This is a genomic window from Streptomyces sp. NPDC002055 (genome assembly GCF_040296705.1).
Lineage (GTDB): Bacteria > Actinomycetota > Actinomycetes > Streptomycetales > Streptomycetaceae > Streptomyces.
In genome coordinates this window covers 12154-24540 of record NZ_JBEOXS010000039.1, presented here as the reverse complement: position 1 = coordinate 24540, position 12387 = coordinate 12154, and the positions used below count along the sequence as shown (strand labels likewise).

The 12387-nt window shown below is 70.9% G+C and carries 10 protein-coding genes; 2 read left to right on the top strand and 8 right to left on the bottom strand.

Annotation, left to right across the window (positions count from 1 at the left end):
• Positions 1-132 precede the first annotated feature (132 nt).
• Together ABT112_RS23335 and ABT112_RS23330 are read left to right on the top strand one after the other, a co-directional pair.
• Positions 133-1716, top strand: coding sequence for an acyl-CoA carboxylase subunit beta (locus ABT112_RS23335; protein WP_351512526.1), 1584 nt, complete (start codon positions 133-135; stop codon positions 1714-1716).
• A gap of 11 nt (positions 1717-1727) precedes the next feature.
• The gene (locus tag ABT112_RS23330; protein WP_351512524.1) at positions 1728-1934 is read left to right on the top strand and encodes an acyl-CoA carboxylase epsilon subunit; all 207 of its coding nucleotides are present in this window, start codon (positions 1728-1730) and stop codon (positions 1932-1934) included.
• A gap of 140 nt (positions 1935-2074) precedes the next feature.
• Here the strand turns inward: ABT112_RS23330 and ABT112_RS23325 are convergent, their stop codons facing one another.
• From ABT112_RS23325 to ABT112_RS23290, 8 genes are all read right to left on the bottom strand, one after another.
• Positions 2075-2653: a GTP-binding protein gene (locus ABT112_RS23325; RefSeq protein ID WP_078650299.1), complete on the bottom strand. Its 579-nt coding sequence runs from the start codon at positions 2651-2653 to the stop codon at positions 2075-2077.
• Entirely contained in the window at positions 2634-3185 is a 552-nt protein-coding gene (locus ABT112_RS23320) for a DUF742 domain-containing protein (protein WP_351512521.1), read from the bottom strand. Before ABT112_RS23320 ends, ABT112_RS23325 begins: the two co-directional genes overlap by 20 nt.
• Positions 3186-3279: 94 nt before the next feature.
• Positions 3280-3693, bottom strand: coding sequence for a roadblock/LC7 domain-containing protein (locus tag ABT112_RS23315; protein ID WP_098749732.1), 414 nt, complete (start codon positions 3691-3693; stop codon positions 3280-3282).
• A 10-nt stretch (positions 3694-3703) separates the two neighbouring features.
• Positions 3704-6793, bottom strand: coding sequence for a sensor histidine kinase (locus ABT112_RS23310; RefSeq protein WP_351512519.1), 3090 nt, complete (start codon positions 6791-6793; stop codon positions 3704-3706).
• 328 nt (positions 6794-7121) lie between these two features.
• Complete coding sequence (locus ABT112_RS23305; RefSeq protein WP_351512517.1) at positions 7122-7700, bottom strand: GTP-binding protein; 579 nt, start codon at positions 7698-7700, stop codon at positions 7122-7124.
• Positions 7681-8088 (bottom strand): DUF742 domain-containing protein, encoded by a 408-nt coding sequence (locus ABT112_RS23300; RefSeq protein ID WP_351512515.1) that lies wholly within the window; start codon positions 8086-8088, stop codon positions 7681-7683. The genes ABT112_RS23305 and ABT112_RS23300 overlap by 20 nt, the downstream gene beginning before the upstream one ends.
• A gap of 117 nt (positions 8089-8205) precedes the next feature.
• On the bottom strand, positions 8206-8619 hold the full coding sequence (locus ABT112_RS23295; protein WP_098749732.1) for a roadblock/LC7 domain-containing protein: 414 nt from the start codon (positions 8617-8619) through the stop codon (positions 8206-8208).
• A gap of 9 nt (positions 8620-8628) precedes the next feature.
• Complete coding sequence (locus ABT112_RS23290; RefSeq protein WP_351512513.1) at positions 8629-12255, bottom strand: sensor histidine kinase; 3627 nt, start codon at positions 12253-12255, stop codon at positions 8629-8631.
• Positions 12256-12387: the final 132 nt, after the last annotated feature.

The window sequence follows — 12387 nt, the reverse complement described above, 5'->3', positions numbered from 1 at the left end:
CCAGGGCCGCCCCCAGTCGTGAATAGTGGGGCGTTCAGGTGGTGGTTCTGTCCAAGGGTTCCAGGAAAACCGGCGGGACACTGTACGAAGTCGACGGGCCGTTTTCGGGGGACCTGTTCGTAGGGTCGATACATGACCCTTCTCGACGAGACGCCCAGTGGGGCGAGCGATACCCGTGGGCGGGTGGCCGAGCTCCGCGCGATCCGTGAGCAGGCCCACCGCGGGCCCAGTGACCGGGCGACCGAGGCCCAGAAGGCCAAGGGCAAGCTGACCGCGCGCGAGCGTATCGACCTCCTCCTCGACGAGGGGTCGTTCCGCGAGGTGGAGCCCCTGCGGCGGCACCGCGCGACCGGCTTCGGCCTGGAGGCGAAGAAGCCCTACACCGACGGTGTCGTCACCGGGTGGGGCACGGTCGAGGGGCGGACGGTCTTCGTCTACGCCCACGACTTCCGGATCTTCGGCGGCGCGCTGGGCGAGGCCCACGCCACCAAGATCCACAAGATCATGGACATGGCCATCTCCGCGGGTGCTCCGCTGGTGTCGCTGAACGACGGCGCCGGCGCCCGTATCCAGGAGGGCGTCTCCGCCCTCGCCGGCTACGGCGGCATCTTCCAGCGCAACACCAAGGCCTCCGGCGTCATCCCGCAGATCTCGGTGATGCTCGGCCCCTGCGCCGGCGGCGCGGCCTACTCCCCGGCCCTCACCGACTTCGTGTTCATGGTCCGGGACACCTCCCAGATGTTCATCACCGGCCCGGACGTCGTCCGTGCGGTGACCGGTGAGGAGATCACCCAGAACGGCCTCGGCGGCGCGGACGTGCACGCCGAGACCTCCGGCGTCTGCCACTTCGCGTACGACGACGAGGAGACCTGCCTCGCCGAGGTCCGCTACCTCCTCACGCTGCTCCCGCAGAACAACCGGGAGAACCCCCCGACGCACACCGCCGAGGACCCGGCCGACCGGCGCGGCGAGGCGCTGCTGGACCTGGTCCCGGCGGACGGCAACCGGCCGTACGACATGCGCAAGGTCATCGAGGAGCTCGTCGACGACGGCGACCTCCTGGAGGTCCACGAGCGCTGGGCCACCAACATCATCTGTGCGCTGGCCCGGCTCGACGGACAGGTGGTCGGCATCGTCGCCAACCAGCCGCAGTCGCTGGCCGGCGTGCTGGACATCGAGGCGTCCGAGAAGGCCGCCCGCTTCGTCCAGATGTGCGACGCCTTCAACATCCCGATCGTCACCCTGCTCGACGTCCCCGGCTTCCTGCCCGGCGTCGGCCAGGAGCACGGCGGCATCATCCGGCACGGCGCGAAGCTGCTCTACGCCTACTGCAACGCCACCGTGCCCCGGATCTCGGTCGTCCTGCGCAAGGCCTACGGCGGCGCCTACATCGTCATGGACTCCCAGTCCATCGGCGCCGACCTCACCTACGCCTGGCCGACCAACGAGATCGCCGTGATGGGCGCCGAGGGCGCCGCCAACGTCATCTTCCGCAAACAGATCGCCGAGGCCGACGACCCCGAGGCCATGCGGGTGCGCATGGTCAAGGAGTACAAGGCCGAGCTGATGCACCCGTACTACGCGGCCGAGCGCGGGCTCGTCGACGACGTCATCGACCCCGCCGACACCCGCCACGTGCTGATCAGCTCGCTGGCCATGCTGCGCACCAAGCACGCCGACCTGCCGTCCCGCAAGCACGGCAACCCCCCGCAGTGACGGAGACCGACATGAGCATCGATCACCACCTCGTCCGCGTCGAGAAGGGGCACGCCGAGCCGGAGGAACTCGCCGCGCTGACCGCGGTGCTGCTCGCCCGGGCCGCCGCGGGCGCCGATCACCACCCGGCCGGGGTCCGTCCCCGCCGCAGCACCGCAGGCTGGCGCCGGCTGGAGCGCACCCCGGGCTTCCGGGCGCCGCACAGCTGGCAGGGCTGACCCACCGCGGGCCGCCGCCCGGCGCGGCGGCCCGCACCCGCCAAGAGGCGCCCGCACCCACCACGAAGAAGTCCCCGTCCTCCGAGGAGGGCGGGGACTTCTTTCGTGTCGTCGTCCGTGCTTACCGGAGCCGTGCGTGCCTACCGGAGCCGTGCCATGAGGGCGTGCTCGACGAGGGTGATGAGCGCGCTCTTGGCGTCCGCGCGGTGGCGGGCGTCGGTGGTGATGATGGGGGCGTCGGGGCCGATCTGGAGGGCTTCCCGGACCTCTTCGGGAGTGTAGGGCTGGTGTCCGTCGAAGCCGTTGAGGGCGATGACGAAGGGGAGCCCGCTGTTCTCGAAGTAGTCGACGGCGGGGAAGCAGTCGGCGAGGCGGCGGGTGTCGACGAGGACGACGGCGCCGATGGCGCCGCGGACGAGGTCGTCCCACATGAACCAGAAGCGGTCCTGACCGGGGGTACCGAAGAGGTACAGGATCAGGTCCTGGTCCAGGGTGATACGGCCGAAGTCCATCGCCACGGTCGTCGTCGTCTTGTCCGGCGCGTGCGTGAGATCGTCGATCCCCGCCGACGCGGAGGTCATCACAGCTTCGGTACGCAGCGGGTTGATCTCCGAGACCGCGCCGACGAACGTGGTCTTGCCCACGCCGAAGCCGCCCGCCACCACGATCTTCGCGGAGGTGGTGGAGCGGGCTGCACCGCTAGAGCTTCCGAAGTCCACTGAGCACCCTTTCGAGCAGTGTCACATCTGGCTGGCCGCCGGCGGACTCGTCGCCGCCGGGCTGGTGAATGGCGACGAGTCCGGCCTCGGCCAAGTCGGCGACGAGGATTCGGGCGACGCCGAGGGGAATGGTGAGCAGGGCGGAGATCTCAGCGACCGACTTGATCTCCCGGCAGAGGTGGCAGATGCGCTGGTGCTCGGGCAACTGCCCCTGCAGCTGGGCCGGTCCCGCCGTGGTGTGCACCAGTGCCTCGATGGCGAGCTGGTAGCGCGGACGGGTCCGGCCCCCGGTCATGGCGTACGGCCGCACCAGCGGATTGGAACTGCCGCCGGCGGGGGACGCCTGCGGCCGCTGGCGCTGTGGCTGCACCGGCTGGATGCGCGGTGCCTGCGGCTGGTCGTACGGCTGCTGCGGCTGCCGGTGCGGGGAGTGGTGGCTGGGCGTGGAGGGGAAGTTGAAGCGGTTGTGGTCATCACCGTGCGGTGACTGCTGCCCACCGCCATACGGGTAACCGCTCGGGGGTGTTGCCACGTGTCCTCCTCCAACTGCCGGTCTGCCGATCCCCGCTGAGGGGCCGCGCCACCGCACCCTATGGCGCGGTGGCGCGAAACGCACTGCCTCTTCGTTAGTTGAGAAGGCTGCCCTGGAGTTCCGCGCGCAGATCCGGGGTGAGGACGCTGCCCGCTCGGTCGACCAGGAGGGCCATCTCGTAGCCCACGAGGCCGATGTCGCACTCGGGGTGGGCGAGTACGGCCAGCGAGGAACCGTCCGAGACGGACATGATGAAAAGGAAGCCGCGTTCCATCTCGACGACGGTCTGGTTGACCGATCCGCCCTCGAAGATACGGGAGGCGCCGGCCGTCAGCGAGGTCAGGCCGGAGGCCACGGCCGCAAGCTGATCGGCGCGGTCGCGCGGGAACCCTTCGGACATCGCGAGAAGGAGTCCGTCGGCGGAGACCACCACGGTGTGGGACACACCCGGGGTGTTGTCCACGAAGTTGGTGATCAACCAGTTCAGGTTCTGCGCCGCCTGGCTCATCGGGCTCACACTAACGCTCCTGATCGTAGGTGCTGCCGCCGGGGCCGAAGCCCTGGCCGTTGGTGTCCGTCCCTGCGTTGCGTCCCTGCTGGACACCCCGCCGCAGGTTGCTCAACCTGCCGCGGATGTCCTCCGGGGCGCGGGAGACCTGAGGGCCGCCCTGCGGGGTCTGCTCTGCGGTGCCCTCGACCAGATTGGCCTTGGGCACCCGCCGGGGAAGTCCGGAGGAAGTGACTCCACCGGCCTTCGGCTCCCGGAGCTTCTCGGCACGCTGCCAGCGGTCGTCGTTGGCCGACCGCCAGTCCGTGCCGTTCTCCTGGGGGACCTGAGGGACCGACTGGGTCCGCTCCGGCTCCTCGGGCTGCTGCCCGCCCCGGTCACGGCGCGGAAGGCCGGCGCCGGTCATGGAGTGGGTGCCGCCCGGGGAGGGTCCCGGCCGTTCGAAGCCTACGCGGTCCGGCGCCCCCGCGGCACTGCCGCGAGATTCCGATTCCGCTCCGTAATCCGGCTGGTAACGGCTCTCGTACGAAGCGGACCCGTCCCACTCGGCCTGCTGCGACTGGCCTTCGTACTGCGAGTACGCAGCGCCGCCGGTGGCCTCGGGCTCGCTGTAGGCCGCCTCCTGGTAACCGGACTCCGCGTAGCCGTGCTGCTCGTAGCCGGATTCCGGATAGGCCGCCTGCGGGAACTCCGCGGTGTCGTAGCCCTGCTGCTGCCCGTAGCCGTTCTGCTCGGGGTACGAGGGCTGCTCGTGGTAACCGGTCTGCTCGTTCTCGTCGCGGAACAGCGGACGGTCGTCGGTCCGGTTCTCCAGCTGCGCCTTGCGCTCCTCGCGCGCCAGCGAGCGGCCCATCGGGTCCAGTTCGCGGATGTCGTCCGGCACGTCGCCGTAGCGCGACTCGTCGAAGCCGAGCTCCGCCGCGGTGCGCATCGGAGCGGGGCCCTGGTCGTAGGACTGCTCCTGCTCCGGCACGATCCGGGAGACCGTGAAGTCGCCCTCGGGCTGCTGGTCGCCGCCACCGCCGTGGGTGATGGCGTCCGGGAGCATGACCAGCGAGGTGGTCCCGGCCTGCTCGCCCGAGGGGCGGAGCTGGACGCGGATGCCGTGCCGGTCGGCCAGCCGGCCGACCACGAACAGGCCCATGCGCTGGGAGATCGCGGCGTCCACGGTCGGCGGGTTGGCCAGCTTGTGGTTGATGTCCGCGAAGTCCTCGGCGGTCAGGCCGATGCCCTTGTCGTGGATCTCGATCATGACGCGGCCGTCGGGCAGCCGGGTCGCGGTGACCTTGACCTTCGTCTGCGGCGAGGAGAACGACGTGGCGTTCTCCAGCAGCTCGGACAGCAGGTGCACGAGGTCGGTGACGGCGGTGCCGTGGATCTCGCTCTCCGGGACCCCGGTGAGCTGGATGCGCTCGTAGTTCTCCACCTCGGACGCGGCGGCCCGCAGGACGTCCACCAGGGGCACCGGCTGGTTCCAGCGGTGGCCCGGCTCCTCGCCCGCGAGGATGAGGAGGTTCTCGCCGTTCCGGCGCATACGGGTCGCCAGGTGGTCCAGCTTGAAGAGGTTCTCCAGCTGGTCCGGGTCGGCCTCGTTGTTCTCCAGGTCGGTGATCAGGGTGAGCTGCCGCTCGATGAGGCCCTGGTTCCGGCTGGAGAGGTTGGTGAAGATCGCGTTGACGTTGCCCCGCAGCAGGGCCTGCTCGGCGGCGAGCCGGACGGCCTCGCGGTGCACCTGGTCGAAGGCCCGGGCGACCTCGCCGATCTCGTCCCGGCTGGTGATCGGGATGGGCCGGACACGGGTGTCCACCCGGCCCGGGTCGGTCCGGGAGAGCTGGTCGACCAGCATCGGCAGCCGCTGCTCGGCGACGTCGAAGGCCGCGGTGCGCAGCTGGCGCATGCTGTTGCTCATCGAGCGGGCCATCATCCCGGCGATGATGAACGCGGCGAGGAGGGCGATCACCACGATGGCGCCGTTGACGATCGCGTCCTGCTGGGCGTCCTCGGAGATCTGCGCGGCCTCGTCCACGGCCCGGTCGACGAGGTCCTTCTCGATCGAGCGGTAGGCGTCGAACTTGCCGGTCGCGGTGGCGAACCAGGTCTTCGGGGTGATGCCCTTCTGCTTCAGCGACTCCGGGCCGCTGAACTGGCCGATCGAGGTGACCATGTCCTTCATCGGCGGCGGCGTCACGAACGGCACACCGGCGGCGTCCGCCTGCTGCTTGGCCGCGGCGACCTGCTGGCGGCCCTTGGCCTGGGCGGCCTTGAGGGAGTCCTTCAGCCGCTCCTGGTCCTCGGCCGTGCCACCGGAGACGTACTCGCCGAGGGCGATGTTCTCCAGGTACGCGTAGGAGGTGAAGGCGGTGACCTGGGCGCTGCGGCTCTGGGCACTCGGGCCCGACTTGACCAGCAGGTGCATGCCGATGGAGCGCTGCAGCGACTCCGCGGCCTTGGCCAGCGAGATCGCGTAGACCGTACGGCCGTAGCTGGTGATGTTGCCGGTGCCGAGACCGAGCTCGTTGGCGAACTCCATCAGCGGGTGCTGGACCTGGACGTAGCCCTCTTCGGTCTTCACCCCGGGCAGCGCGGAGGTGTAGGCGCCCTGCCGGAGCTGGCCGAGCTTGCCCTCGCTGTCCTGGAAGATCTTCAGCCGGCGCTGCAGGCCTGGCTTGTCGGGCATGTCCTTGACCCGCGCGTCGAACTCTTCCTTCGCGGCGTCGGTCTTCGCCCGCGCGTCGGTGACCACCTTGCTGTTGCGGTCCCCGTTGAGCAGCGGGACGGCGGTCCGGTCGCGCTCGTCGATCAGCGCCTGGCCGTAGGCGGCGGCGGCCCGCACCAGCAGGGCGGTGCGCTCCGCGTCCTGGGCCTCGCGCCAGGTCTGAATGGAGCTGTTGACCTGGAATCCGCCGAAGACCAGTCCGACGAGTACCGGGATCAGCAGAATCGCATTCAGCCGGGTGGGTACGCGCCAGTTCCGCGGCGACAGCCGGCCGCCGCTCGCGGGAGCGGGTTCGGGCGTATCGGCGGGCGACGCCGCTTCCCGCGGCGGCGGGGTGAAGTTGCCTCGCGCCTGCTGCGCGGGGCCAGGCTTGCTTCGCCTCACTCGACCAACAACCTCTCGGCGTCGGCACCTACGGTGTGCCGTTTATCTTCTGGGCCGTATCTACTCGGCAGTTCATGAATTGCAGCACGTCAGGGGCGTGCTCACCAAACACCCGGCGGCAGTCGTTCCGGGGGCGATAAGCCCGAGATAAATGGGGCATTAAGCGCGAGGCCCGGCAAATGGCAGGGTGATTGTGCGCACAGCGAAGCCAGCTGAATGCGTCGGGTGCCGATGCGCAGCCAATTCTCTGTCGAAACGTTATGAACACAGCAGCGGGCCGTGTCGTAGGACACAGCCCGCCGGTGGTTCAACTTCCGCTCCCCGTTACCTACTTGAGCCGGGCCATGAGCGCGTGCTCGACGAGGGTGATGAGCGCGCTCTTGGCGTCCGCGCGGTGGCGGGCGTCGGTGGTGATGATGGGCGCGTCGGGGCCGATCTGGAGGGCTTCCCGCACCTCCTCGGGAGCGTAGGGCTGGTGTCCGTCGAAGCCGTTGAGGGCGACGACGAAGGGGAGCCCCGAGTTCTCGAAGTAGTCGACGGCGGGGAAGCAGTCGGCGAGGCGGCGGGTGTCGACGAGGACGACGGCGCCGATCGCGCCGCGGACCAGGTCGTCCCACATGAACCAGAAGCGGTCCTGACCCGGAGTACCGAAGAGGTACAGGATCAGGTCCTGGTCCAGGGTGATACGGCCGAAGTCCATCGCCACCGTGGTGGTGGTCTTGTCCTGGACGTGGCTCAGATCGTCGATGCCCGCGGACGCGGAGGTCATCACAGCTTCGGTCCGGAGCGGGTTGATCTCCGAGACCGCGCCGACGAACGTGGTCTTGCCCACGCCGAAGCCGCCCGCCACCACGATCTTCGCGGAGGTGGTGGAGCGGGCTGCACCGCTAGAGCTTGCGAAGTCCACTGAGCACCCTTTCGAGCAGTGTCACATCCGGCGTGCCGCCGGCCTCGTCGCTGCCGCCCGGCTGGTGGATCGCCACCATGCCGGCCTCCGCCAGGTCGGCGACGAGGATGCGCGCCACGCCCAGCGGTATCGCCAGCAGCGCGGAGACCTCCGCCACGGACTTGACCTCGCGGCACAGATGGCAGATCCGCTGGTGCTCGGGGAGCAGCCCGCCCAGGTGGGCAGGATCGGCCGTGGTGCTGACCAGCGCCTCGATGGCGAGCTGGTAGCGCGGACGGGTCCGGCCGCCGGTCATGGCGTACGGCCGCACCAGCGGCTGATCGCCTTCACCCCCGTACGACGCCTCGTGCGAGGCACCGTACGGGCCGGGCGAGTGGGGCGGGGTCATGAATCGATTCCTCCGGGCTGGACAACAGGTGTCGTCTGGCGGGCCGGTGGGGGGAGGGCGATCAGCCGGACGTTGGTCATGCGTACGAGCTTGTATCGGTTGGTCGGTTCGGTTCGGTCAGTTCAGCAGGCTGCCCTGGAGTTCCGCGCGCAGATCCGGGGTGAGGACGCTGCCCGCCCGGTCGACCAGGAGGGCCATCTCGTAGCCCACCAGGCCGATGTCGCACTCGGGGTGTGCGAGTACGGCGAGCGAGGAACCGTCGGAAACGGACATGATGAAGAGGAACCCCCGCTCCATCTCCACCACTGTCTGATTGACCGAGCCACCTTCGAAGATACGCGAGGCTCCCGCGGTCAGTGACGTCAGCCCCGAGGCCACCGCCGCCAACTGGTCGGCGCGGTCACGCGGAAAGCCTTCGGACATCGCCAGAAGGAGTCCGTCGGCGGAGACCACCACCGTGTGGGACACACCCGGGGTGTTGTCCACGAAGTTGGTGATCAACCAGTTCAGATTTTGCGCCGCCTGGCTCATCGGACTCAACTAACGCTCCTGCTGGTAAGTGGGGCCGAAGCCTTGATTGTTACTGCCACGGGTGTCCTGACCGGCGGTCGTACCGGCCTGACGGCCCTGCTGGATGCCCCGTCGGAGGTTGGTCAGTCGGCCGCGCACGTCGTCGGGCGCACGCGAGACCTGCGGACCGCTGCGTTCCGGCTGCGACTGCGTGGCGGTGCCCGCGACCAGGTTCGCCCGCGGCACCCGGCGCGGCAGCCCGGAGGTGGTGACCCCGCCGGCCGCCGGCTCGCGGACCCGCTCGGCCTGCTTGCCGAGCTCGTCGTTGGGCGAGACGCGCCAGGCTCCGCTGCCGCTGTCCCCGCGGCCGGCGTCGCTCCGGCCGCCGTCCCCGCGGGCGGGCTCGTTGCGCGCCGGCGGCACCGCCGAGGCGGGCCGGCCCTGCGGAACGGGCGGTGCCGCGGGCGGCGTGGCGGGCCCACCGGGCTGCTCGCCGCCGGGGCCGCGGAACCAGTCCGACTCCAGGGTGTCGAAGAGCGGCGTGCGGCCGTCGCCGGGACCGGCGGGCGACAGCGGCGCGTCCAGCTCGGACGACGGAAGCGCGTACTGGCCGGTCTCCTGCGGCTGCTGCGGCCGCTGCTGCTGGTGCGGCGCCGCCGGGGCCGGGCGCTGGAACTGCTGGGTGGACGCCGCCTCTTCGTGACCCCGCGGGGTCTCCGCGGCGTCCTGGGGAGCCGCGGTCGGCCAGTCGTCGGCCGAGGCGCCGGCGGCGCGGCGCGCCTCCCAGTTGGTTCCGGGCTGCTGCCCGCCCCGGGAGCCGGCACCGGCCGGGGAGCTTCCCGGCAGTTCGGCGGCCGGTCCGCGCGGCGGCAGCTGCGGGCGCTCGCCCTGCGGGCCGGAGGCGGGGCCACGGCCCTGCACGGGCGCACCGGACGGCGGCGCGACCGTCGGGCCGGCATCCCCGCCGCGCGGCGGCAGCGCCGGACGGCGTCCGCTGTCCTGCGGAGTCTCCCGCTGGGCCGGGGCGTTGCCGCGGGGCGGGGCCTCCTGGCGGTTCTCGGCGGCGTACCCGTTGCCCGGGCGCCCGGAGTCGCCGGGACCGCGGCCCGGGGCGCCGCCCGCACCCGCGGGGGCGCCGGAGCGGCCCGCGGAGCCGAACGCGCCGGCCATGCCGCTGCCGCCGCCCGGACGGCCCGCCGGGTCGAAGCCCGGACCGTCGTTGCCGGGGCGGCCCTGGCCGCCGGGGCCTGCCGGGGCACCCGCGCCCGGACGGTTCGGGGCACCGCCGCCGGGACGGCCGCCCTGACCGCCGGGGCCGCCCTGACCGCCGGGACCTGCCGGTCCGCCCTGGCCGCCGGGGCCTGCCTGACCGCCGGGACCGCCGCCGTCGCGCGCCGGGAGCGCCGGCCGGGGACCGCCCGAGACCTGGCCGCGCGGCTGCATACCGGCGAGCCGGCTGCTGCCCTGACCGGAGTTGTTGGTGCCGCCCGAACCCCCGACGGGGGCCGGCGGCTTGTTGCCCTTGGCGCCGCCCTGGGCGACGTCCACGGGAAGCATGACCAGCGCGGTCGTACCGCCGGAGTCCGACGGCCGCAGCTGGATCCGGATGCCGTGCCGCAGGGACAGCCGGCCGACCACGAACAGACCCATCCGGCGGGACACCGAGACGTCCACGGTCGGCGGGCTGGCCAGCCGCTCGTTGATCGCCGAGAGGTCCTCGGGGGAGAGGCCGATACCGGTGTCGTGGATCTCGACCAGCACCCGCCCGTCGGGCAGGGCGTGACCGGTCACCTTCACCTTGGTCTGCGGCGAGGAGAACGAGGTGGCGTTCTCCAGCAGCTCGGCGAGCAGGTGCACGAGGTCGTTGACGACCCGGCCCGCGACCTCGGTGGTCGGGACCGAGCTCAGTTCGATCCGCTCGTACTGCTCCACCTCGGAGGCCGCGGCGCGCAGCACGTCGACCAGCGGGACCGGGCGGGTCCACCGGCGGCCCGGCTCCTCGCCCGCGAGGACGAGGAGGTTCTCGCCGTTCCGGCGCATACGGGTCGCGAGGTGGTCCAGCTTGAACAGCGAGGACAGCTGGTCCGGGTCGGCCTCGCGGCTCTCCAGCTCGGAGATGAGCGACAGCTGACGCTGGATGAGGCCCTGGCTGCGGCGCGAGAGGTTGGTGAACATCGCGTTGACGTTGCCCCGCAGGAGCGCCTGCTCGGCGGCGAGGCGGACGGCCTCGCGGTGCACGTCGTCGAAGGCCGCGGCCACCTGGCCGATCTCGTCCCGGCTGTGCACACCGACCGACTCGACGGAGGTGTCCACATCCTGCGGGTCGGACTCGGAGAGCTGCTTGACGAGCTCCGGCAGCCGCTTCTGCGAGACGTCCTGCGCGGTGTCCTGGAGCCGGCGGAGCGAGCGCACCATGGAGCGCGCCACGACGAACGCGCCGACCAGCGAGACACCGAGCACCAGCAGGATCAGCGCACCGTTGATGATGGCTTCCTGCTGCGTCTCGGAGCGCAGCTCGCGGGCCTTGCCCTCCATCTCGGAGAGCAGCGTCTGCTCGATCCGGGACATCTCGTCGATCTTGGTGGTGTCCTGGTCGTACCAGTCCTTGTACGACCGCTTCTCGGCGGATATCGCGCCGTTGGTCTTCAGGACCCGTCCGGCGTAGGTGTCCGCCAGGATGATCTCGGAGTTTCCGCCGTCCTCCAGCGCCTGGAGCAGCTCCTGGGAGCTGGACTCACCGGAGTACACCTGGATGAACTGCGCGAGCGAGGACTCCTCGCTCTGCTGCGAGGACTGGCCGTACAGCCGGTCGTTCGGGGACAGCTTCGGCTTCGGCTCGTGCGCCAGACCCGCGCTGATCACCGCGCGCTGCATGGAGGCGTACTCCTTGGCCAGCGAGAACGCGGCCAGCGCACGGGTGCTGCGGATCATGTCGCTGTTGCTGGTCGCCTGCGCCATGTCCTGGGAGAGCGAGAGCAGCGAGGTGATGAGCTCGTTGTAGTTGCTGACGGTCTGCGCGATGTAGTTCTCGTCGTCGTACGCGGTCGCGCGGATCGTCTTGATCTTCTCGAGCTGCTTGAGGATGTTGACCAGCGAGGAGTTGACGCCGACCAGTTCCTCGGAGTTCGAGGCCTCGATCTCCTGGGTCGCCTCGCGGAACGCCTGCTTCGCCCGGTCGGTCTTGATCCGCGGGTAGACGACGTCGTCGTTCTTGGCGTCGCCGCTGACCAGCGGTCCGGCCGAGTGGTCGCGCTCCTCCTGGAGCGCCGAGGCCAGCTCGGTCGCCTGCTTGGTCATGTCCGTCAGCAGCTTCATGTTCTCGAGCTGCTGGAGGTTGTCCATCGAGGTGCTGATCCGCATCGCGCCCAGCGTGGTCGCCGCGACCACGGGGAGGGTCAGCAGCGCGACCAGGCGCGTGGAGATGCGCCAGTTGCGCAGTGCCACGCGGGAGCCCGGGCCGGACGGCATGGTCACATCCGGCGTGTCGGGTGCCTCCGCGCCGCTCAGCGCACTCGGGCGCGTGGCGCGATCGGAGCCCTGGCCGCCCGGACCGGTTCCGGTGCCCTGGGTGCGCTGAGGCGAGGAGCCACGGTCGGTTCCACCGCGCGGCTCGGATTCCGCCGCAGCGCTGCCATCCCTCTTGAAACGTCCCTGCACTAGCGTCGCAACCTCTGGACCAGGCGCCCTCGCCGCGAGCGGCGGAGCGGTGTCGAGTCATGGGGACAGTGGCCCCGGCGGTCCGTGGAATTCCAGCACAGTGGCGGATCTCCAACAAGGGCGGCGGGTCGG